Source organism: Cupriavidus sp. 05L411 (assembly GCF_056398045.1).
In genome coordinates, this window is sequence record NZ_JBFTOQ010000020.1 from 64,882 (window position 1) to 87,600 (window position 22,719).

Below are 22,719 nucleotides of genomic sequence, written 5' to 3' on the forward strand. Positions count from 1 at the left end.
ATGCGGGCCAGCATACGCGCGCGCACTTGCGTCGCAAAGCGCAGAAATGTCAAAGATTGTAAGAACGACAGCGTGCGCTGGATGCATCCGGTGAGCGGCGCATCCGCCCGGCGCGTCGCCGGCGCCGAATCGTCTGCCTTTATACTGCAGCATGGCCTACGATCTCACAGACAAACTCGTCATCGGCATCTCGTCCCGGGCGTTGTTCGACCTCGAGCACGAGAACGGCATCTATCAATCCGAGGGGGTGGCGTCCTACTCCGCCTACCAGCGCCAGCATGAGGACGAACCCCTGCTGCCGGGCACGGCCTTTCCGCTGGTGCAGGCGCTGCTCGGACTTAATCACCTGATCCCGGACCGAAGGCTGGTCGAGGTCGTGGTGATCTCGCGCAATTCGCCGGACACCGGGCTGCGCGCGTTCAACGCCATCGAGACCCACCGGCTCGACATCACCCGCGCGGCATTCACCGGCGGCGAACCGATCTCGCGCTACCTGCAAGCCTTCAAGGTGGACCTGTTCCTCTCGCGCGAGGCCACCGACGTGCAGGCCGCCATCGACGGCGGCGTAGCCGCGGCCCAGCTGTACGCCGCGCCCGCCGACTATCACGCCCCCGCCGGCCAGATCCGTATTGCCTTCGACGGCGATGCCGTGCTGTTCTCGCCGGAGTCCGAGCAGATCTTCAAGCAAAAAGGGCTGGAAGCCTTCGTCCGGCATGAGCAGAAACACCGCCACAAGGCCATGGCCGAAGGGCCGTTCGCCAAGCTGCTGCTCCGCCTGGCGGAGATCCAGTCGCACTTCCCGCCCGGGCAATGCCCGGTGCGCATCGCCATCGTGACGGCGCGCAACAGCCCGGCGCACACACGGGTGGTGCATACCCTGCGCGCGTGGAACGTCAGCATCGATGAAGCCTTTTTCCTCGGCGGCTTGCCCAAGGATCAAGTGCTGCAGGCGTTCGGCGCGCATATGTTCTTCGACGACCAGGAAGGGCATGTGGAACTGGCGTCGGCGGTGGTGCCGTCGGGGCGGGTGCCTTACAAAGGTGGAGAACTGGGCGGCGGCAAACGCAGGCCCGCGCGCAAGCGCGCCAGGAACGACGACACCGATGCCGCCAGCCAGGCCGGCAACGCACCCGCCTCCGCCGCATGAAGACCTTCGTCCTTTACCTCATCACGGCCTGCGCGGAAATCCTGGGCTGCTATTTCCCCTACCTGTGGCTGCGCCAGGGTGCCAGCGCGTGGCTGCTGGTGCCAGGCGCGCTGTCGCTGGCGCTGTTCGCCTGGCTGCTGTCGCTGCACCCGGATGCTTCCGGGCGGGTCTATGCGGCCTATGGCGGCATTTATATTGCGGTGGCTATTCTGTGGCTCTGGCTGGTGGATGGGGTGAAGCCTAGCCACTGGGATCTGGCGGGGGTGGCGGTGGCGATCGCCGGGATGGCGATGATTGTCTTTCAGCCGCGTTGAAGCGGCGCGGAGCGTGATGGGGCGCTTGCGCTACGGCTAGCGCCCGCCCTCCCGATCCGCGCCCAGCCAACCATTGCGCCCGCGCCGCTCAGGCCGCGACCCGCGCCGCCGCCCCGCGATACTGCGCCAGCAGCGCCACCCGCCGCGCCGCCGCCTTTTCCATATTGGCTTGCTTGACATGACCGAAGCCGCGGATGTCGTCGGGCAGGCTCGCCAGCGCTACCGCCGTATCCAGCCGGTCCGCATTCAGCGTCGCGCCGAACTCCTCCGCCATCGCGATGTAGTCCTCGATCAGCTTGCGTTCCGCGCGCCGCTCGGCGGTCTTGCCGAACACGTCGAAGGCGGTGCCACGCAAGCCCTTGGCGCGTGCCAGCAGACGGAAGGCGGTCAGCATGGCCGGGCCAAAGCGGCGCTTGACCAGGTGGCCATGCGAGTCCCGCTTGGCCAGCAGCGGGGGGGCCAGGTGGAAACTGAGCTGGTAGTCGCGGCCAGGTTCGCCTTCGAACTGCGCGCGCAGCTTGTCCAGGAAGGCGGGGTCGGCGTACAGGCGGGCGACTTCGTACTCGTCCTTGTAGGCCATCAGCTTGGCGAGGTTGCGCGCCACGGCTTCGGCGAGCGGCAAGCGCGGGTTGGCGCCCACGCGCTTCTCGGCAGCGCGCACGCTTTCGACCGCGGCGCGGTACCGGGCGGCGTACGCCGGGTTCTGGTAGGCCGTGAGCAGGGCTTCGCGCTGGCGGATGACGCTATCGAGCGTTTCCGGCATGGCCACTACCTGGGCACGCGGCGTGATCTGCAATTGCGCTGCGAGCGCAGCCTCGCCGTGATGCGCCAGATAGCGGCCCCAGTCGAAGGCCAGCAGGTTCTTCTCCACCGATACGCCGTTCAGCTCGATGGCGCGCACGAGGCTATCGCGCCGCAACGGGACCCAGCCCTTTTGCCAGGCAAAGCCCAGCAGCAGCGGGTTGGAGTAGATCGAATCTGCCAGCAGCTTCACGGCCCACGCATTGGCGTCGATAAAGGCGCAGGCGTCGCCGACGCTGGCGCGCAGGTCCAGCTCGGCCGAGGCGCCCGGGAATTTCCAGTTCGGGTTCTTGATGAAGTCTGCGGTAGGCGTATTGGCACTGTTGATGGCGGCTGCCGTCACGTCGATCCGGGTCTTGGACAAGACCTCGGGCGAGGCGGAGACGATCGCGTCGCAGCCGATCACCAGCCGTGCCTCGCCGGTGGCGATGCGGGTGGCGTGCAGCGCGGCCGGGGTCGGGGCGATCTGCACATGGCTGATCACCGCGCCGCCCTTCTGCGCCAGGCCGGCCATGTCGAGCACGGTCACGCCCTTTTGCTCCAGGTGGGCAGCCATGCCAAGCAGGCCGCCGATGGTGACCACGCCGGTGCCGCCAACGCCCGTTACCAGCACGCCGTAGGGCCGCTCCAGCGTGGGGAGCGCCGGCTGCGGCAGCGCGCTGAAATCGGCGAGCGCGCCCTTGCCGCCCGCCGCGGCCGGCTTGCGCACTTGTGCGCCCTCAGCCGTGACGAAGCTCGGGCAAAAGCCATTGACGCAGGAGAAGTCCTTGTTGCAGGAGGACTGGTTGATCTTGCGCTTGGTGCCCAGCGGCGTTTCCAGCGGCTCCACTGACAGGCAATTGGACTTGACCGAGCAATCGCCGCAGCCTTCGCAGACCGCGTCGTTGATGAACGCGCGCTTGGCGGGGTCGGCCATGGTGCCGCGCTTGCGGCGGCGGCGCTTYTCGGTGGCGCAGGTCTGGTCGTAGATCAGGATGGTGACGCCGGCGGTATCGCGCAGCTGGACCTGGATCTCATCGAGCTTGTCGCGGTGATGCACGGTCACGCTGGCGGGCAGCATGCCGCCGTCGCCGTATTTCTCGGGCTCGTCGGTGACCACCACGATCTTGCTGGCGCCTTCGGCCAGCACCTGGTGAGCGATCTGCGGCACCGTCAGCACGCCGTCCACCGGCTGGCCGCCGGTCATCGCCACGGCGTCGTTGAACAGGATCTTGTAGGTGATATTGGCCTTGGCCGCGATGGACGCGCGGACCGCCAGCAGTCCCGAGTGGAAATAGGTGCCGTCGCCCAGGTTGACGAATACATGCTTCTCGCCGGTGAAATGCATCTGCCCGGTCCACGCCACGCCCTCGCCGCCCATCTGGCTGAAGGTGTCGGTATTGCGGTCCATCCACATCGCCATATAGTGGCAGCCGATGCCGGCCAGCGCGCGCGAGCCTTCGGGCACGCGGGTGGAGGTGTTATGCGGGCAGCCCGAGCAGAACCAGGGCTTGCGCTCCACCGAGATGCGCGGGCGCGCGGCTTCGCGCTCCTTGGCCTCGATCAGCGCCACGCGCGCAGCGATGCGCTCGCGCACGTCGGTGGGCAGGTCGCTCTTTTCCAGCCGGGTGGCGATGGCCTTGGCGATCAGCGCAGGCGATAGCTCGTAGTGCGCGGGCAGCAGCCAGTTGCCGCGCGGCAACGACCATTCGCCGCCGTGGTTGCCGCGCTCGTCGAACTTGCCGTAGACCTTGGGGCGCACGTCGTCGCGCCAGTTGTAGAGTTCTTCCTTGAGCGCGTATTCGAGGATCTGGCGCTTTTCTTCCACCACCAGGATTTCTTCCAGGCCGGTGGCGAACTCGCGCGCGTCGTGTGCGTCCAGGGGCCACACGCAGCCCACCTTGAACACGCGGATGCCGATGCGCAGGCAGGTATCGTCGTCAAGGCCCAGGTCAGACAGCGCCTGGCGCACGTCGAGGTAGGCCTTGCCGGCGGTCATGATGCCGAAGCGCGCATTGGGCGAATCCAGCACCACGCGGTTGAGCTTGTTGGCGCGGATATAGGCCAGCGCCGCATACCATTTGTGGTCGAGCAGGCGGGCTTCCTGCGCCAGCGGCGGATCTGGCCAGCGGATATTGAGGCCGCCCTCGGGCATGGCGAAGTCCTCCGGCAGCACGATCTGCACGCGATCCGGGTCGACCTCCACCGAGGCGGTGGATTCCACCACGTCGGTCACGCATTTCATCGATACCCACAGGCCGGAGTAACGGCTCATGGCCCAGCCATGCAGGCCGTAGTCGAGGTACTCCTGCACATTGGACGGGTACAGCACCGGAATGCCGGAGGCCAGCAGCACATGCTCGGACTGGTGCGCCACCGAGGACGATTTGGCGGCGTGGTCGTCGCCCGCCAGCAGCAGCACGCCGCCGTGCTTGGCGGAGCCGGCCGAGTTGGCGTGCTTGAGCACGTCGATGGAGCGGTCCACCCCCGGGCCCTTGCCGTACCACATCGAGAACACACCATCGCGGGTCGCGTCCGGGAACAGGTTGACCTGCTGGGTGCCCCACACGGCGGTGGCGGCCAGGTCTTCGTTCACGCCGGGCTGGAACACCACGTCGCTGGCGGTCAGGTGTTTCTTGGCCTTCCACAGCGCCTGGTCCACGCCGCCCAGCGGGGAGCCGCGGTAGCCGGAGATAAAGCCCGCCGTATTCAGTCCGGCGGCAAGGTCGCGCGCCTTTTGCAGCATGGGCAGGCGCACCAGCGCCTGGGTGCCGCTGAGATACACGCGGCCTTTTGCCAGGGTGTATTTATCGTCAAGGGAAACCGACGCTAGCGCATCTTGCTGGGCTGAGGATAGGGGGGCATTCATCGATGCTGTCTCCGGGTGCTCTTGTGGGCTGTCACTGAGTGTAGGAAGGCTGGTCGATATCGTAAAATCATGAATTCAGAGAGCTGGTATCCGAAAAACGCATAGCGGAGTGGCATATGGCGAAAGAGCGGCGCGGGAAGGAAGACGGCGGGCAGCGCATCGCCAAGGAAATCACCCTGCGGCAGTTCCGTTATTTCGCCGCGGCGGCGGAGACCGGCCAGTTCTCCATGGCCGCCACCGCCGAGCATGTGTCGCAATCGGCCATTACCAATGCCGTGCTGATGCTGGAGCAGCAGCTTGGCGTGCGCCTCTTTGACCGCCTGCCGCACGGCGTGGCCCTGACGGCGGAGGGCCACCGGCTGCATCAGCGCGCCCGGCAGATCCTGGATGCCGTGCAGGACACGTTGCGCGAGCCGCGCTTCCAGGCGCACAACCTGAGCGGCACGGTGCGCCTGGCGGCTTCATACACGGTATTGGGCTACCTGCTGCCGGGCCTGCTGGCGCGGTTTCGCACCAACTATCCGGATATCGATTTCGACCTGCACGACATGGACCGCCCCGGCATCGAGCGCGCGGTGCTGGCCGGGGAGATCGAGCTTGGCATCGGGCTGYTGTCCAATATCGAGAGGCTGCAACGCTTTGCCCACCACACGCTGATCCGCTCGCGGCGCCAGCTATGGGCATCCCCGTCGCATCCCCTGCTGGCGTTGCCCAGGCTGACGCTGAAGGACATCGCGGCGCATCCCTACATCCTGCTGACGGTGGATGAAGGCGAGCGCTCCACGCTGCGCTACTGGCGCAGCAAGCGGCTGGCGCCATCGATCGCGTTTCGCACCAGTTCGATGGAAGGGCTGCGCGGGCTGGTGGCGCACAGCTTTGGCGTGACCGTGCTGTCCGACATGGTGTACCGCCCGTGGTCGCTGGAAGGCAAGCAGATCGAGGCGCGGCCGATCGCCGAAGGCGTGCCGGACATGGAACTGGGGCTGCTGTGGCAACCGGGGCGCAAGCTGGACAAGCCCGCCGATGCGCTGCGCGAGTTCCTGATCCATGCCAGCGGCAGCTAGGCGGCAATCCCCTGTGCCAAGGCGCCACACGCTGCTCCAGATTGGTACACCTTGGCGCACCGCGGCACACTGGAGGCCGCCTGCATAGCCCCCTGCTTGCCAGGTTTTACGTGGTTTCGCCGTTCTCGCTGCGCCGTGTCCGCCAGGCACAGCTTTTGCGGATGGATGCTTGTGCGCGAACAACGCGGCACGACAGACATCACGAGACGGAGACAGACATGAACATGGCGGAAATCGCCCAGCTGGGCGTTGCGTATCCCTACAAGGAACAGTACGAAAACTATATCGGCGGCGCCTGGGTGGCCCCGGCCGATGGCCAGTACTTTGAAGCGATCTCGCCGGTCACCGGCAAGCCCTTCACGCGCGTGCCGCGCTCCAACCAGAAGGACGTGGACGCCGCGCTGGACGCCGCGCACCGCGCCAAGGGCGCCTGGGGCCGTACCTCCACCACCGAGCGCGCCAACATCCTGAACCGCATCGCCGATCGCATCGAGGCCAACCTGGTCACGCTGGCGGTGGCCGAGACCATCGACAACGGCAAGCCCATCCGCGAAACCACGGCGGCCGACCTGCCGCTGGCGGTGGACCATTTCCGCTATTTCGCCGGCTGCATCCGTGCGCAGGAAGGCGGCATTTCCGAGATCGACCACGACACCGTGGCCTATCACTTCCATGAGCCCCTGGGCGTGGTCGGCCAGATCATCCCGTGGAATTTCCCGCTCCTGATGGCCACGTGGAAGCTCGCGCCCGCGCTGGCCGCCGGCAACTGCGTGGTGCTCAAGCCCGCGGAACAGACTCCGGCCTCGATCCTGGTGCTGATGGAAATCATCGGCGACCTGCTGCCGCCGGGCGTGCTCAATGTGATCAACGGCTTCGGCCTCGAGGCGGGCAAGCCGCTCGCCTCCAGCTCGCGCATCAGCAAGATCGCCTTYACCGGSGARACCACCACCGGCCGGCTGATCATGCAGTACGCCWSSCAGAACCTSATCCCGGTCACGCTGGAACTGGGTGGCAAGTCGCCCAACATCTTCTTCGAAGACGTGCTGTCCGCCGACGACGCCTACTTCGACAAGGCRSTGGAAGGYTTCGYCATGTTCGCGYTGAACCAGGGCGAGGTCTGCACCTGCCCGTCGCGCGCGCTGATCCAGGAGTCGATCTACGAGCGCTTCATGGAGCGCGCGCTCAAGCGCGTGGCGGCGATCAAGCAAGGCCACCCGCTCGACAAGGCCACCATGATCGGCGCGCAGGCTTCGCAGGAGCAGCTTGAGAAGATCCTGTCGTATATCGACCTGGGCAAGCAGGAAGGCGCGCAATGCCTGATCGGCGGAGAGCGCAACGCGCTGGGCGGCGACCTTGCGAGCGGCTACTACGTCAAGCCCACGGTGTTCTCCGGCCATAACAAGATGCGCATCTTCCAGGAAGAGATCTTTGGCCCTGTGGTGTCGGTGACCACGTTCAAGGACGAGGAGGAAGCGCTGGAAATCGCCAACGACACGCTCTACGGGCTAGGCGCCGGCGTATGGACGCGAGACGGCGCGCGCGCGCACCGCATGGGCCGCGGCATCCAGGCCGGCCGCGTGTGGACCAACTGCTATCACGCCTACCCGGCGCATGCGGCATTTGGCGGCTACAAGCAATCCGGCATCGGGCGCGAGAACCATCGCATGATGCTGGACCACTACCAGCAGACCAAGAACCTGCTGGTGAGCTACAGCCCGAACGCGCTCGGCTTCTTTTGATACAGCGCAAGAATGGGCGCTCGCGCCCATGACATGATCGACATGGCGCCCGCCCCCGCCGGCTTACCGCCGCGCGGCGCGGGCGTCCTTGCCAACAGAATCAGGAGTCGAGATGACAGCGATGATGAAAGCCGCCGTGGTGCGCGAGTTCGGCGCCCCGCTCACGATCGATGAAGTGCCCGTGCCGCAGCCCGGGCGCGGCCAGATCCAGGTCAAGATTGAAGCTTCCGGCGTATGCCACACCGACCTGCATGCCGCCGAAGGCGACTGGCCCGTCAAGCCGACCCTGCCCTTTATTCCCGGCCACGAAGGCGTGGGCTATGTCTCGGCGGTAGGCGCGGGCGTGAGCCGCGTGAAGGAAGGCGACCGCGTCGGCGTGCCCTGGCTGTATAGCGCCTGCGGCTACTGCGAGCACTGCCTGCAAGGCTGGGAAACCCTGTGCGAGAAGCAGCAAAACACCGGTTACTCGGTCAACGGCGGCTATGGCGAATACGTGGTAGCCGATCCTAACTACGTGGGGCTGCTGCCGGACAGCGTGGGCTTCGTGGAGATCGCGCCAATCCTTTGCGCGGGCGTGACCGTCTACAAGGGCTTGAAAGTGACCGACACGCGGCCCGGCCAATGGGTCGTGATCTCCGGCATCGGCGGGCTGGGCCATGTGGCGGTGCAATATGCGCGCGCCATGGGGCTGCGCGTGGCGGCGGTGGATATCGACGACAAGAAGCTCGAACTCGCCCGCAAGCTCGGCGCCGAGGTCACGGTCAATGCGCGCACCACCGATCCCGTGGCGTTCCTGCAGAAGGAAATCGGCGGCGCGCACGGCGCGCTGGTGACGGCGGTTTCGCCCAAGGCATTCGGCCAGGCGATCGGCATGGTCCGGCGCGGTGGCACGGTCGCGCTCAACGGCCTGCCGCCGGGAGACTTCCCCACCCCGATCTTCGACGTGGTGCTCAAGGGCATTACCATCCGCGGCTCCATCGTCGGCACCCGCAGCGACCTGCAGGAGTCGCTTGACTTCGCCGCGCATGGGGCGGTCAAGGCGACCGTGTCCACCGCGCCGCTGGAGAAGATCAACGAGATCTTCACGCGCATGCGCGCCGGCGATATCGAAGGCCGGGTCGTGATGGACTTTGCTGCTTGACGTTAGCTATCTGAAGTTGCCACCTGAAGGCAAGGAGCCGCCCGATGCCCGCCCCCCAGTCACCTGACGCCGTGCAGCGCGTCGTCGCCACGCCTGCCGCGCTGGCGCTGATCGAGCGCCTGCGCGCGCAGCACGGTGCGTTGATGTTCCACCAGTCGGGTGGCTGCTGCGACGGCAGCGCGCCGATGTGCTACCCGGACGGCGATCTGATCATTGGCGAGGCCGATGTCTGCCTCGGCGAGATCGGTGGCGCGAAGTTCTACATGACGCGCGCGCAGTTCGAGTACTGGCAGCACACACGGCTGGTGATCGACGTGGTGCCCGGATCGGGCGGGATGTTTTCGCTGGAAGGGCCGACCGGGTTGCGGTTCCTGACGCGCTCCGAATTGTTCAGCGATGAAGAGGCGGCGCGGCTGGAGCGGGAGCCGGCGCCGTGAAGCGCCGGCATGACGTGAAACCGGCGCTTTAGCCACGCTTTAGCCACGCTTTAGTCACGCTTTAGCCGCCGGTAAATCGTATTGCGCGACAGGCCAAGCTCGCGCGCGGCCAGGCTGACATTGCCGCCGTGGCGCGCCAGCGCCTGGTGGATCATGGCGGCTTCCCGATCGCGCAAGCGCTCGGGGGTACCGGCGGGCGTCACGGGCATCACCGGCGTCGGGGGCATGAAGGCTGGCGCGGCGTCCCTGTCCTGCGCGAACATCGGCTCGCACTCAAAATCCTCCGGCAGATGCTCCGCGCGAATCTCTTCTTCGCCTTCGGCCATGATGGCCGCCGTGCGCAGCACGTTGACCATCTGGCGCAGGTTGCCCGGCCAGGGATGGCGCTGAAAATGCGCCAGCACGTCCGCGGCAACGCGGGTTGGATGCGCGTCACCGTGCTCGCCATGCTCCGCCTGCGCGAGTTGCTGCGTCAGGATGCGCTCCACCAGCACCGGCAAGTCCGTGCGGTCGCGCAGCGCCGGCAGCGTCACCGATAGCGCATTGATGCGGTAGTACAGATCCTCGCGGAAGGTGCCTGCCTCGATCATCGCGCGCAGGTCGCGGTGGGTGGCGCAGATGATGCGCAAATCCACGGGAATCGCGTGGGCGCCGCCCAGCGGGGTCACCGCGCGCTCCTGCAGCACGCGCATCAGCCGCACCTGCTGCGCCAGCGGCATGTCGCCAATCTCGTCAAGGAACAAGGTGCCGCCGTGCGCCTGCACCAGCTTGCCCGGGCTGCCGCGCCGCCGCGCGCCGGTGAAGGCCCCGTCCTCGTAACCGAACAGCTCCGCCTCGATCAGGGACTCCGGGATCGACGCGCAATTCACGGCCACGAATGGCGCGGCGCCGCGTGGCGAATCGCGATGGATGGCGCGCGCCAGCCACTCCTTGCCAGTACCGGTGCGGCCCAGCACCAGGATGGGAATATCGCGCCCGCGCACCTTGTCGACCCGCTGCAGCACGGCGGCCATGCGGGCGTCCCCGGTATCGAGAGCGGCCAGCGCCGAGGTGGTTGCCGATTTGGGTGCACGCGCGGCCTGCGCGCGGCGCAGCGGCGCAAGCAGCGACATCCGCGCGAACACCAGCACACGGCTTGGCAGGGTCAGTGTCAACAACTGGCCCGACGCATCGACGCCCTGCTTGAGCGCGGTGCCCAGCGGCATGCCGAACAAGGCGGCAAAACTCTGGTGGTTCAGCGCATCGGGCGACAAGCCGAGCTGGAACAGCCCGCTACGGTTGGCCGCCAGAAAGGTGCCATCGGCCGCGAACGCCGCCATGCCTTCGAACAGCGTGCCGACGAACTCCGGCCGCGCGTGAAAGCGCACCAGCGCGGCATCGGTGAAATGCGTGGAAAACAGATGGTTCTCGATCATCTGCGCCGACATGCGCACCAGCGCCATGGTGTGCTTGTGGAAGCCGCGATGATCGCCGCTGACGTCGAGCGCCCCCAGCACCTGGCCAAACGGCCCGGAGATCGGCACGCAGGAACAGGTCAGTGTGCGGTTGGCGCGCAGGAAATGCTCGTCGGCATGGACCACTGCTGGCCGGGCCTCGGCCAGCGCCGTGCCGATGGCGTTGGTGCCCTTGCTCGACTCCGCCCACGAGACGCCCGGCGCCAAGGCCACGCGCCTGGCCCGGTCGGCAAAATCGCCGTCGCCCAGGCTGTGCAGGATCACGCCGCCGCTGTCGGTCAGCAGCACCATGCTCTCGGTATTGGCGATCTGCGCGTGCAGGGTTTCCATGACCGGCAGCGCGTGCTTGTACAGCATCTGGTTGGCGTCGACCAGTTCGTGCAGCGCGCGCATGCCCAGCGATTGATAGTCCGCCGCATGGGTGGCTTCGAGGCCGAAACTGGTGGAGCGCGCGTGCGCGCGGGCAATCAGGATGCGGCGCTCCGGATCGGCGTCCGGCGTTGCGGCGTGGCTGGCAAGCGTGCTGCTCATGGCGGCAGGTCTCCTGTTCTGGATCCCGGCGTGGCCGGGTCAGGCCGTCTTTCGTGCCGGCCTGTCTGGCGGCATGGCGACCTTGCCGCCAAACCTTATCACATGCCGGCCGCGCAACGCGCACGCACCACCCGGAAGTCGGGTGTAAAGTACACGATTGCCGCATGCGCGCTGCGCGCCCGGCCTCTCCCGTTTCACTCCCTCGAAAGGCGCACGATGAGCATTGTGATAGATCGCTTCGACCATATCGTCCTGAATGTGAAGGACGTGGAGACCAGCGCGGCGTGGTACGAGAGCGTGCTGGGCATGCGGCGCGAGGACTTCGAATCGCGCACCGGCAAGCGGGTCTCGGTGCGCTTCGGCCAGCAGAAGATCAACCTGCGCCCGATCGATACGGACACCGTGGCGTGGTTCACCGGCGTTCACCCGACCACCGGCAGCGACGATCTCTGCTTTATCACCCACAACACGCTGGAAAGCGTGATCGCGCACTGGATTGCGCACCATGTGCCGATCGAGGCAGGACCGGCGGCGCGCACCGGCGCGCTCGGCCCGATGACCTCGGTCTATTGCCGGGACCCGGACGGGAACCTGATCGAAGTGGCGGCCTATCCAGCACACTGAGCGCCGCAGGCGGCGCCCACCGGAATCAACGCTTGCCGTCGAGCAGGTCGTTCAGCACGTCGTCAAATGCCGCTTGCGCATCTTCCAGCGCCTGCAGCGACGCATCGAAGGTCTGCAGCGCCATCTTTGACGGCTTGCCGCTGCCCTGCGGCGCAAACTGCCCCTGCAGCGCGGTAAAGGCCACCTGCACCTGGCGGGTGGCGTTGACGACGCGCTCCATCGCCTGGGCTTCTTCCGCGCGGTTATCTACGTCGTTTTGCTGGTCTTTCTGGTCGTTTTGTTCGGTCATGCCCTTGGCTCCGTGCGCGGCCGCACCGGCCGCCGTTGATGTGAGGCGTATCGTACAAGAATCGGACAAGAACTTGCGCACGGGTTGCCCGGTCGAATGCCGTGCCCCCCCCCCGGAAAATGATCCGGGAGACGCCAGGAAACACCAAGAAACACCAGGAAACGCCCCCACGCATTGCGCTGTAAAGCCAGGCAGAACAAACCCTCCGAACCCATGCCACCCCATTCACGCAAGGCCCTCGCCGCCGTCCTGCTGACCGCAGGCGGCTTCACCTGCTACTGGACCTACCTCACGCTGAACCAGGACAGGCTGCTGTTCGACGCCCGCCGCCGCCCGCCGCGGGACCTGCCCGAGGGCATTTCCGCTTACTCGCACGAAGTGCCGGGCGGTTTCCTGCGCGGCTATGTCTACGGCGCCCAAGGCGTCCAGGACGCAGAAACCGGGGAAACCGTGCGAAACGCACAAACCGCGCGCGACCTGCTGTTCTACCTGCCAGGGCGCGGCGAGGATGTACTGGACACCATGCAATACCTGGCCTGGCTGCCGCCGGGCGTGGGCTTTGCCACCATGGACTACCGCGGCCTGGGCCACTCGGACGGCCAGCCCTCCGAGGCAGCCGCCGTGGCGGACGCCAGCCAGTTCCTGCTGCACCTGCGCCGCATGTTCCCCGGCACGCGCGTGCATGTGGTCGGCCGCAGCCTCGGCACCGGCGTAGCTATCCAGTTGGCGGACCTGCAGGATTTCGAGAGCCTGCAGCTGATCACGCCTTACGACTCCTTGCTGGAGATCGTGCGCAAGCGCTTCCCGCTGGTGCCGCTGCGGCAACTGATGCGCCATCACTTCGACTCGATCTCCCACTGCAAGAAGGTGGTGCAGAGCACCAAGGTGCTGCTGGCCGAGGTCGACGAGGTGGTGCCCCACGAATGCTCGGAGCGCCTGATCGCGGCCTGGCCCGGCCACGTAGCGCAGCAGATGATGCCGGGCACCAACCATTTCACCATCATCGAGCAGCCCGAGACCTGGCGCGCGCTGGCGGAGTTCGCACAGCAGGTGGGCCGGCCCGGCACCCGGCCGGTTGCGCCGGAAGTGCCCCGGGCCGATGGCGTGGAACCGGCAGCGGCGCAAGCCCCGGATGGCATGCCCGGCTTCCCGATCTTCGCCCCAAGGTAGAATGCGCGCATGAAAAGAGTCGTTGTAAAGGCAGCAAGCGTCACTCTGGCGCTGGCTGCAGCCTCCACCCTGTTAGTTGGGTTCGCCGCCGTGGTGAGCCTTCGTCAACTCCCCGCTGTCGATGCGCTGCGGGACTACCGCCCCGACCTGCCGCTGCGGATCTTTACCAGCGACAACGTGCTGATTGGCGAGTTTGGCACCGAGCACCGCGAATTCGTCCCGCTGGAGCGCATGCCCAAGCAGATGTCCAACGCGCTGCTGGCGGCGGAAGACGATCAGTTCTATCAGCACGCCGGCGTGGATATCCCCGGGATCTTCCGCGCCGCGCTCGCCAATATCGGCGAGGGCTACGCCCAGGGCGCCTCCACCATCACCATGCAGGTGGCGCGCAACTTCTACCTGTCGCGCGAGAAAACGCTCTCGCGCAAATGGTATGAAATCCTGCTGGCCTGGAAGATCGACCGCTCCCTGCCGAAAGACCGCATCCTCGAGCTGTACATGAACCAGGTCTACCTGGGCGAGCATGCCTATGGCTTTGGCAGCGCGGCGCAGGCGTACTTCGGCAAGCCGCTGGATGCGCTGTCGCTGGCGCAAACCGCGATGCTGGCCGGCCTGCCCAAGGCGCCGTCGACCATGAATCCCGTGGTCAATTTCCCGCGCGCCAAGCTGCGCCAGCAATATGTGCTGGGGCGCATGCAGGCGCTCGGCATGATCTCGCACCAGCAATACCAGGCGGCCCGCGCGGAAACGCTGAAGGTGGCCGGCTCGCATAACGGCCGCTTTGACGGGCACGCCGAGTACGTGGCGGAGCTGGCCCGCCAGCTCGCCTACGACCGCTTTGGCGAGGCCGCCTATACCCGCGGCCTCAATGTCTACACCACGGTATCGTCGGTGCGGCAAAGCCTGGCCTACGAGGCCGTGCACGCGGGCCTGGACCAGTATGGCAAGCGCCATGGCCAGCAAGCAGCGCCGCAGGCCGCGCTGGTCTCGCTGGACAGCAAATCGGGCGCCATCGAAGCCATGATCGGCGGCGCGGACTTTGCCACCAGCCGCTTCAACCATGCCACGCAGGCGCTGCGCCAGCCGGGCTCGACGTTCAAGCCGTTCATCTATTCCGCCGCGCTCGAGCGCGGCGTGTCGGCCACCACGCTGATCAACGATGCGCCGCTGGATGCCTCGTCGCGCTGGCAGCCGGGCAACGACGATGGCCGCTTCCTGGGCGCCGTGAGCGTGCGCCAGGCGCTGGCGGAGTCGCGCAACCTGCCTGCCATCCGGACCTTGCAGACAATCGGCATTCCCTATGCGGTTGACTATGCTGGCAAGTTCGGCTTCTCCGAGCAGCGCCTGCCGCGCTACCTGCCGATGGCCCTGGGCACCGGCACCACCACGCCGCTGCGGCTGGCCGCCGCCTATGGCGTCTTCGCCAGCGAAGGCTATCGCACCGAGCCCTACCTGATCGAGCGCATCAGCGACGGCGCGGGCAACGTGCTGTTTACCGCCGACAGCGAACCCCAGCCACACCGCGTGATTCCCGAGCGCAATGCCTATGTGATGAACAGCCTGCTGCGCAGCGTGGTGACCAGCGGCACCGGCGCAGGCCTGCAACGCTACCTGCGGCGCGCGGACGTGGCCGGCAAGACCGGCACCACCAACGATTCGGTCGATGGCTGGTTTGCCGGCTACGCATCTGGCATTGTCACGGTGGCGTGGATGGGGTTCGACGACAACCGCAGCCTGGGCCGGCACGAGTTCGGCGCCACCACGGCCCTGCCGATCTGGGCCAGTTACATGGAAGGCCGCCTGGCGGGCCAGCCCGAGGCGGAATTCGTTGCGCCCAAGAACCTCGTGCGCAACGGCGACGACTGGGTCTACCCGGAATACGCCGACGGCAGCCACGGCATTGCCGCGCTTGGCTTCCCGTCCGCGCCGGCGGACGCCGATCCGGGGGCGGCGACGGCACTGACCGACACTAGCGGCGGTGGTGGCACTAGCGGCACTAGCGGCACTACCGCCGCGACCGGTGCAACCAGCGCGACCGGCGTGACAAGCACCGCGGGCACCACCGGCGGCGCCGAGTCCGTCAGAGCGTTGAGCCCTGCTCCGGCCGGCGTGCCGCCCCGCGCATCGCAGCCCACAACCTGAACCACCACCCGCCCCTCGCAAGGCTCCGATGCAAATCTCCCAGTACAGCGGCCCCTTGATCTGGGCAGTGGCAGCCGCCACCACCGTTGGCGTCATCACACGGCCGTTCCGGCTGCCGGAAGCCTTCTGGGCGGTAGCTGGCGCCCTGCTGCTATGCGTCACCGGCCTGCTTGCCGTGCCCGATGCCATGGCCGCCGTGGCGCGCGGCTATGATGTCTACCTTTTTCTCGGCGGCATGATGCTGGTGTCGGAACTGGCGCGCAAGACCGGGCTGTTCGACCATGTAGCGGCCGTGGCGGTGCGCCAGGCCGGCGGATCGGCACGGCGGCTCTTCCTGCTGGTCTATGGCTTCGGCACCCTGGTCACCGTGTTCATGTCCAACGATGCCACCGCCGTGGTGCTCACGCCGGCGGTGCTGGCCGCCACCCGCGCCGCCAAGGTCAAGCATCCGCTGCCCTACCTGTACAGCTGCGCGTTCATCGCCAACGCCGCCAGCTTCGTGCTGCCGATCTCGAACCCCGCCAACCTGGTCATCTTCGGCGAGCACATGCCGTCGCTGATGGGCTGGCTGGCTCGCTTCACGCTGCCGTCGCTGGTGGCCATCGCGGCCACCTTCGCCGCGCTCTACTGGACCCAGCGCGACGCGCTGCGCGAGCGCATCGCGACCGAGGTGGCGGTGCCGCCGCTGTCGCTGGAGGCCAAGCTGACCGCCGCCGGCATTGTGGTCATGGGCCTGGTGCTGCTGACGGCCTCGCTGCTGGGCGCGGACCTGGGCTGGCCGACCTGCCTGGCCGGCGTGGCGACGCTGCTGCTGGTCTGCGCCTGCCGGCCCGGCTTGTGCCTGCCGGCGCTGCGCGAGATTTCCTGGGGCGTGCTGCCGCTGGTGGCAGGGCTGTTCGTGCTGGTGGCGGGCCTGGAGCAGACCGGCCTGATCGGCAAGCTCGCCCACTTCGTGCAGGCGCTGTCGCAACACTCGCCCACGGCCGGCGTCTGGGTAACCGGCGGCACGGTGGCGCTGGTGTCCAACGTGGTCAACAACCTGCCGGCCGGGCTGTTCGCGTCCTCGGCGCTGGCGGCCAGCCATGCCTCCACGCAGGTCACCGACGCGGTGCTGATCGGCATCGACCTCGGGCCCAACCTGTCGGTGACCGGCTCGCTGGCTACCCTGCTATGGCTGACCGCGCTGCGGCGCGAGGGCCATCACGTCGGCGCGCTGCAGTTCCTGCGCATCGGCGCGCTGGTGATGCCACTGGCGTTGGTGCCGGCCCTGGCCACGCTGCTGCTTTAGGCGCCGCCGGCCTCAGGCCGGATCAGGCGTGGGCTGCCCGGCACCTTGCCCGCTCTCTTGCTGCCGGTGAAATTGCGTGTGGCGGTACAGGCCGTAGATGCTGGTCGCGGTAAAGCCCAGTTGCTGCACGAACAGGCCGTACGTGCCGGTCACCAGGGCGAACACACTCCACACGATGTTGGAGCACAGATAAGCGATCCAGCCCCAGCGCGACGCCTTGTTGTGCAAGGCCACCAGCAAAGAGCCGCTCATCGCCAGCGCGCAGCCGGACCACTCCAGGCCATTGAGCAGATTGGGAATGTACTGTTGCGCCAGATCCATCGCGCTTGTCTCCTGATTGGGTTCAGATTTTTTTGTGTTCACATTTTGCATACAATGCAGGGCGAAGCTTAGCGTGACAGATCGGGCGGAGCAAGGGGTTTGCGGGGATAGTTGGCGCTGATGATGCGCTTGGCTTACTTGGTCAGGCAGATGACGATCACGATGACCCCGAAGCCAGCTAGGGTGAGCAGCAGGAAGGCAAGCATTCGACGGCAAATAGCGTTAGCGTATCTCCAGTATGGGGTGGCTGGCACGACACTGCCGTAGGGGGAATTCTGATTCGGGCGGGGTGATGTCCTACAGGGAGAGCGGCGGGATGCAGGGGGGCCTTGCATCCCGCGCCGTGGCTACTTGCTACTGCCGCGACAGGACCTGCGCCAGGGCTTCCAGTGCCAGTGGCTTGGTCAGGTGGGAATCAAAGCCGGCTGCCGCGCCCCGGGCCTTGTCGGCTTCCGAGGCGTAGCCGCTCAATGCCACCAGGCGGGTGCACGCGAAGGCGGGTAGCTCGCGCAGGTGTTGCGCAAGCTGGAAGCCGTCGATGCCTGGCAGGCCGATATCGATCAGCGCCACGTCGGGCGTGAACCCTTGCGCGATCTCCAGCGCGTCTTCGCCACTGACGGCAAGCTTGACCTCATGCCCGTCCATCTCCAGCAACATGCCTAGCGCCCGCAGGGCTTCGGTGTTGTCGTCCACCAGCAGGATGCGCATCGCCGCGAGCGTGCCTGCCTGCCCGACGTTGGGCGCCCCCGCATGGGCGCAGACCACGGGCAGGCGCGCCTGCACCGTCGTGCCCTGGCCCTTGCCATCGCTGTGCACCGTCACCGTGCCATTGTGCAGCTCCACCATGCGCTTGACGATGGCCAGCCCCACGCCAAGGCCGCCTTGCGATTCGCTTGCGTACTGGCTGAACATATCCAGCACATTGGGCAGGAACGCCGGATCGATGCCGATGCCATTGTCCTTGACGGTGATCACCAGGGTGCCCATGCGATCGGCATCGATCTCCGGCGCCGACGCGCCGCCAGCGTTGCCGGCGTTGTGTTCTGCCGGCACCTCGCCATGAGGCGATGGCTCTACCCGGACCGACAGGTCCATGGCGCCGCCGCGCGGCGTGTATTTGATCGCGTTGGACAACAGGTTGGTGACCACCTGCGTCAGCCGTGCCGTATCCGCGTACACCATGACGGGCGTCTCGGGCAGGTCCGTGGTCAGCACGTTGCCGTGCCATTCGATATCCGAGGCTACGGAGGAAAGAGCATCGGCCACGATGTCCTGCATATTGCCGTGGGTGCGCACGATCGGCACCTTGCCTTGCTTGATGCGCGAGGCATCGAGCAGGTCGTCGGTGAGGCGCTTGAGCTGGCGCATCTGCCGCTCGGCGATATCCAGCATGCTGGAGCCAGCCTGCTGCACCTGCGCGAGCCGCTTGCTGACCTTGATCGCGCTGTCGATGGCAGCGATCGGGTTGCGCAGTTCATGCCCCAGCATGGCGAGGAATTCGTCCTTGCGCTTGTCCGACAATTGCAGCGCTTCGCGCGCGGCCCGGGCCTGGGCGGCTTCCGCAATCGCGGCATCCTTGCTGCGCGACATGCTGAGCACCGCGCCGGCAAAGCTGGCCAGGCTCTCCAGCAGGCGGGCATCCTCTTCGTCAAACACGCGCCCGTGCTCATGCGTCATGACCCAGATGGTGCCCCAGGGCTCGCCATCGCCGGGAATCGGGACGACGAGCTCCTCGACCACCTCGGGTGACAGCGGCGGCATGCAGCTGAAATGGCGTTGCGGGTAGGCCAGCAGTTGCGGGCTGCCAAGTTCCAGCGCAATGCCCGACGGGCTATCGTCGTATGGCACGGCATGCCCGACCAGGTCATGGCAAAGGCCGGCCGTGGCGGTCCAGTGCAATGTCTGCGCACCATCGCCGGCGGCCTCAGGCAGGCTGATGCCGGCGCTGCCGGCGCCGCAGAGCTTCAGCGCCGAATTGGCCAGGGATTGCAATAGCGCCAGGTCAGACGACACCAGCGCCCTTGCCAGGCGCCGCAAGGCCACGCATTCCGCCCCATAGTCGGGAGAACGGCCGGCGCGCTGGCCAAGCTCATCAGTCTTCAGGATGCCCGCGCTGCGGGCCCGCAGCAGCGAAGCGGAAGGGGAAGCAGGTGCCGCAGCCATGGAGTGTCGCTTTTGCCTTGTTTTGCCTTTGGAACGCAGGACCGGTTGCCTGCAAGGCATGGTAGCGGATTTCCGCATCCGACCGTACGGGGGATCGCGCAGCCGCAAGCACGGCGGGCGCGCGACGATCGCTATCCCACATCCAAGGCGATAGTGCACCAGTGAAAACCCGCATCCGCAGACCCCAGGTGTGGCTTTTCAGGACGGAATCGACGATGCCGGCTGCCCAGTACGCGAATCTACTTAAGAACTATCCCTAGGCACCGTAAAGCCAGTCTGAACTTAAGATACGAATAACAGCCCGAAGGGCAGGAGGGCAACATGCGCCCGCACTATGCAAACGAAAAAGACAGTAAGGAAGTACAGGATCTGCTCCAGGCTTGCGGCTTGCCGGTGGACGGCGTAGCCGAGCAAATCGGCAATTTCCTGGTGGTACGCGACAACGCTGGCCTGCTCGGTTGCGCCGGCGTGGAGAACTATGGGCAAGTGGCCGTGCTGCGCTCGGTCGCCGTGGCCGAGCGCGCGCGCTCGGCTGGCCTTGGCGAATTGCTGGTGGCTGCGATGCTGGCCGAGGCCCGCACGCGCGGCGTGCAGTCCGTGGTGTTGCAAACCACCACCGCCGTCGACTATTTTGCCCGGCTGGGCTTTGAGCGCGTGGAGCGCGCCTGCATGCCCCCGGAACTGCTCAATACCGCGCTGTGCCGCGAAGCCTGCCCGCCGTCCGCCACCTTGATGCAAGCCGCGCTGTAGCCATCCCTGCCAAGGGCCTGCGCCTGCGATGCGGCCCAGCCACATCGCGACCTGGCCGGCCCCTCTTCCCATCCCCCGCGCTGTTGCGTGCCGTGCACCCATGGCTAGCCGGTGCCGGCGCAGGATATTGTTGTAAAGTAAGCGCAAAGAGGCGATCAAAGGCGATCAAAGGCAACCAGATGCGGCCAGAGGCCTTCCGGGCCGGATGTGGATCGGCACGCCATGCCCGCCTGCTCGCCTCCCTTCAACGATCCTTCAACGACAGCCACGAACCGCACGATATGGAATCCGACCACCAAGCACCCGCCCCCGGCCTTGACGAGGCCTTGGGTAGTGTGTCGACCCGCATACGGTCGCGTTTGCAGGCGGCGCGCGAGCGCTTCCACGCCAACGACAATATCTCCGCGTATGTCGAGCCCGGCGAACTGGACGAGCTGCTCGATGAAGTGCAGTCGCGCATGGAAGAGGTGCTGCGCAGCCTGGTGATCGATATCGACCACGATCACAACACCCGCGAGACCGCACGCCGCGTGGCCAAGATGTACCTGAAGGAGATCTTCGCTGGCCGCTACGTCAACCAGCCCAATGTGACCGAATTCCCCAACGCGGAGCGCATCAACGAGTTGATGATCGTGGGCCCGCTGCGCGTGCGCAGCGCCTGCTCGCATCATCTGTGCCCGATCATCGGCAAGCTGTGGGTGGGTGTGATGCCCAACCAGCATTCCAACCTGATCGGCTTGTCCAAGTATGCGCGCCTGGCCGAATGGATCATGTGCCGCCCGCAGATCCAGGAAGAAGCCGTGACCCAGGTGGCCGACCTGCTGCAGGAAAAGATGAGCCCGGACGGGCTGGCCATCGTCATGGAAGCCGAGCATTTCTGCATGCACTGGCGCGGCGTGCGCGACACCGATGCAAAGATGACCAACAGCGTGATGCGCGGCTCGTTCCTCAAGGATGACAGCCTGCGCCGCGAGTTCCTGACCCTGCTGAACCGGACGCGCGACTAAGCCAGCGCGATTCACCGGCTCGCACGCAAACCCAGTGGAGACAACATGCTCGTACGCCTGCTCTACGCCAGCCGCGCATGCCAGCCGGCCGATCCCGCGCTGGTAGACGCCATCGTCGCTACCAGCGTGGCGAATAACCCGAAGCACGGCATCACCGGCGTGCTGTGCTACGGCAACGGCATCTTCATGCAGGCGCTCGAAGGCGGCCGCACGGAAGTCTCGCGCCTGTACCAGCTAATCGGCCGGGACGCACGCCACGAGGACGTGGTGCTGCTGCACTACGAAGAAATCCTCGAGCGCGAGTTCGCCGGCTGGGCAATGGGCCTGGTCAATACCGGCAAGGTCAATATGGCCACCATCCTGAAGTATTCCGCCCACGGCGAGCTCGATCCCTACCGCACCAGCGGCCACGCCTCGCAAGCGCTGCTCAAGGAACTGATCGCGGGTGCGTCGATCGTGGGACGCACCTCGGAGCGGCATCGCTTCTGAACGCGTTCGTGCAGTGGCCCGGCCAGCCCCCCCGTTATTCAACAACCCATCATCCATCACCGATCACCCAGGAGAATTCGTGAGCGAACCCTTCAACCCCGGCCCCGCGGCGATGCTGCTGACCGACGCCTGCCGGCGCGGCGTGCAATTCGCTGACCTGCCCGTCGACGCCAAGCCGGCAACGCTCGGCAGCGGTTATGACGTGCAGGATCGTTTCATCGCCGCGCTCGGCGATCCGGTGGTGGGATGGAAGCTGGGTGTCGGCAGTGCCAACGCCATGCGGCGCGCAAAGCTGGCGCGCCCGCTGGTGGGCCAGGTGGGGGCATCGCGCTGTTATGCCTCGGGCGACACCGTGCCGGTCCCCACGGGTGCGGTGGTGACCATCGAATTCGAGATTGCCGTGCGGCTGGCGCGCGACGTCGCGCCGCAGCGGGCTGAACTCGCGCCGGCAGCGCTGGCCGAGCTGATCGAAAGCGCGCAGGTTGCCGTCGAGGTGGTGCTGTCGCGCTATGAAGACCGCATTGCGGTGGGCATGCCGGCTTTTGCCGGCGATAACGTGGGTTTCCATGCGCTGGTACTGGGCGCGAAGATCGACACCGACAGCATGGAAGACGTGCGCGCAAGCGCCAGCGTGGCGCTTGACGGCGTGGCGTGCGCGCAACCGCTTGCCGGCGACGATGCGGTCTACCCGCTGGAAGCCCTGCAATCGCTGCTGGCGCATGCCGCCGAGCGCGGCGTCACCTTGCGCAAAGGCACCGTGGTGACCACCGGCACGCTGACGCGCCCGTTCGACGTGCCGCCCGGCGCGCATACGATCCAGGCTACCTATGGCGGCGGCGAACTGGTGGTAAAACTCGCGCCGCAAGCCGCGGGCTGAAACCGGGGCCCTTGCGGCCCAATTCTTCGCGCTTCTTTCTCGTCACCCAGGCTGCCGCCCGAGGCGCTTCGCGCGCACTCGCGGCCTTGGCATTTCCTGCGGATAGGCTAGAACTATCACAAG

Annotated in this window: 19 protein-coding genes; 14 read left to right on the plus strand and 5 right to left on the minus strand. The window is 66.6% G+C overall.

Annotated features, from left to right (window positions below; genetic code table 11):
• The first annotated feature begins 151 nt into the window (after nt 1–151).
• Both AC1DQR_RS22965 and AC1DQR_RS22970 read left to right on the plus strand, forming a co-directional pair.
• Entirely contained in the window at nt 152–1,147 is a 996-nt protein-coding gene (locus AC1DQR_RS22965) for a 5'-nucleotidase (protein WP_416050782.1), read from the plus strand.
• Nucleotides 1,144–1,461, plus strand: a complete 318-nt coding sequence (locus tag AC1DQR_RS22970; protein ID WP_416050783.1) for a YnfA family protein — start codon at nt 1,144–1,146, stop codon at nt 1,459–1,461. The genes AC1DQR_RS22965 and AC1DQR_RS22970 overlap by 4 nt, the downstream gene beginning before the upstream one ends.
• Before the next feature lie 88 nt (nt 1,462–1,549).
• Here AC1DQR_RS22970 and AC1DQR_RS22975 read toward each other — a convergent pair whose 3' ends face one another.
• Nucleotides 1,550–5,110 carry an indolepyruvate ferredoxin oxidoreductase family protein gene (locus AC1DQR_RS22975; RefSeq protein WP_477133858.1) on the minus strand — a complete coding sequence of 1,187 codons (3,561 nt, stop codon included), beginning with the start codon at nt 5,108–5,110 and terminating at the stop codon, nt 1,550–1,552.
• Between the two features lie 116 nt (nt 5,111–5,226).
• On the opposite strand from AC1DQR_RS22975, the gene AC1DQR_RS22980 reads away from it, so the two are divergent.
• From AC1DQR_RS22980 to AC1DQR_RS22995, 4 genes are all read left to right on the plus strand, one after another.
• On the plus strand, nt 5,227–6,174 hold the full coding sequence (locus tag AC1DQR_RS22980) for a LysR family transcriptional regulator (RefSeq protein WP_477133859.1): 948 nt from the start codon (nt 5,227–5,229) through the stop codon (nt 6,172–6,174).
• A 218-nt stretch (nt 6,175–6,392) separates the two neighbouring features.
• Nucleotides 6,393–7,913 (plus strand): aldehyde dehydrogenase, encoded by a 1,521-nt coding sequence (gene adh / locus AC1DQR_RS22985; RefSeq protein WP_477133860.1) that lies wholly within the window; start codon nt 6,393–6,395, stop codon nt 7,911–7,913.
• A 112-nt stretch (nt 7,914–8,025) separates the two neighbouring features.
• Nucleotides 8,026–9,054: an alcohol dehydrogenase AdhP gene (gene adhP / locus AC1DQR_RS22990; protein WP_174424598.1), complete on the plus strand. Its 1,029-nt coding sequence runs from the start codon at nt 8,026–8,028 to the stop codon at nt 9,052–9,054.
• A 44-nt stretch (nt 9,055–9,098) separates the two neighbouring features.
• A complete protein-coding gene (locus AC1DQR_RS22995) occupies nt 9,099–9,491 on the plus strand; it encodes a DUF779 domain-containing protein (RefSeq protein ID WP_150985023.1) in 393 nt (130 codons plus the stop codon).
• Between the two features lie 50 nt (nt 9,492–9,541).
• Here the strand turns inward: AC1DQR_RS22995 and AC1DQR_RS23000 are convergent, their stop codons facing one another.
• The gene (locus AC1DQR_RS23000; RefSeq protein WP_477133861.1) at nt 9,542–11,476 is read right to left on the minus strand and encodes a sigma-54-dependent Fis family transcriptional regulator; all 1,935 of its coding nucleotides are present in this window, start codon (nt 11,474–11,476) and stop codon (nt 9,542–9,544) included.
• A 216-nt stretch (nt 11,477–11,692) separates the two neighbouring features.
• On the opposite strand from AC1DQR_RS23000, the gene AC1DQR_RS23005 reads away from it, so the two are divergent.
• Entirely contained in the window at nt 11,693–12,100 is a 408-nt protein-coding gene (locus tag AC1DQR_RS23005) for a VOC family protein (RefSeq protein ID WP_043356554.1), read from the plus strand.
• A 25-nt stretch (nt 12,101–12,125) separates the two neighbouring features.
• Here the strand turns inward: AC1DQR_RS23005 and AC1DQR_RS23010 are convergent, their stop codons facing one another.
• Nucleotides 12,126–12,389, minus strand: coding sequence for a hypothetical protein (locus AC1DQR_RS23010; RefSeq protein ID WP_174424594.1), 264 nt, complete (start codon nt 12,387–12,389; stop codon nt 12,126–12,128).
• A gap of 213 nt (nt 12,390–12,602) precedes the next feature.
• Between AC1DQR_RS23010 and AC1DQR_RS23015 the strand changes: the two genes are divergently transcribed.
• From AC1DQR_RS23015 to AC1DQR_RS23025, 3 genes are read left to right on the plus strand one after another with little or no spacing between them, the layout of a single operon-like run.
• Complete coding sequence (locus AC1DQR_RS23015; RefSeq protein WP_477133862.1) at nt 12,603–13,559, plus strand: alpha/beta hydrolase; 957 nt, start codon at nt 12,603–12,605, stop codon at nt 13,557–13,559.
• A gap of 9 nt (nt 13,560–13,568) precedes the next feature.
• Nucleotides 13,569–15,701: a penicillin-binding protein 1A gene (locus tag AC1DQR_RS23020; protein ID WP_477133863.1), complete on the plus strand. Its 2,133-nt coding sequence runs from the start codon at nt 13,569–13,571 to the stop codon at nt 15,699–15,701.
• Nucleotides 15,702–15,729: 28 nt separating this feature from the next.
• On the plus strand, nt 15,730–16,989 hold the full coding sequence (locus AC1DQR_RS23025) for an arsenic transporter (protein ID WP_416050790.1): 1,260 nt from the start codon (nt 15,730–15,732) through the stop codon (nt 16,987–16,989).
• 12 nt (nt 16,990–17,001) lie between these two features.
• On the opposite strand, the gene AC1DQR_RS23030 is transcribed toward AC1DQR_RS23025, so the two are convergent.
• Nucleotides 17,002–17,310 (minus strand): nicotinamide mononucleotide transporter, encoded by a 309-nt coding sequence (locus AC1DQR_RS23030; protein ID WP_150985017.1) that lies wholly within the window; start codon nt 17,308–17,310, stop codon nt 17,002–17,004.
• 354 nt (nt 17,311–17,664) lie between these two features.
• Nucleotides 17,665–19,473 (minus strand): hybrid sensor histidine kinase/response regulator, encoded by a 1,809-nt coding sequence (locus AC1DQR_RS23035; RefSeq protein ID WP_477133864.1) that lies wholly within the window; start codon nt 19,471–19,473, stop codon nt 17,665–17,667.
• A 321-nt stretch (nt 19,474–19,794) separates the two neighbouring features.
• Between AC1DQR_RS23035 and arsN2 the strand changes: the two genes are divergently transcribed.
• The 4 genes from arsN2 to AC1DQR_RS23055 all read left to right on the plus strand — a co-directional run bounded on the left by arsN2 (nt 19,795) and on the right by AC1DQR_RS23055 (nt 22,596).
• Nucleotides 19,795–20,223: an arsenic resistance N-acetyltransferase ArsN2 gene (gene arsN2 / locus AC1DQR_RS23040; protein ID WP_416050792.1), complete on the plus strand. Its 429-nt coding sequence runs from the start codon at nt 19,795–19,797 to the stop codon at nt 20,221–20,223.
• 281 nt (nt 20,224–20,504) lie between these two features.
• Entirely contained in the window at nt 20,505–21,230 is a 726-nt protein-coding gene (gene folE, locus AC1DQR_RS23045) for a GTP cyclohydrolase I (protein WP_416050793.1), read from the plus strand.
• A 45-nt stretch (nt 21,231–21,275) separates the two neighbouring features.
• Nucleotides 21,276–21,719, plus strand: a complete 444-nt coding sequence (locus AC1DQR_RS23050; RefSeq protein ID WP_150985014.1) for a BLUF domain-containing protein — start codon at nt 21,276–21,278, stop codon at nt 21,717–21,719.
• Between the two features lie 79 nt (nt 21,720–21,798).
• Nucleotides 21,799–22,596: a fumarylacetoacetate hydrolase family protein gene (locus tag AC1DQR_RS23055; protein WP_416050794.1), complete on the plus strand. Its 798-nt coding sequence runs from the start codon at nt 21,799–21,801 to the stop codon at nt 22,594–22,596.
• The last annotated feature ends 123 nt before the right edge of the window (nt 22,597–22,719 follow it).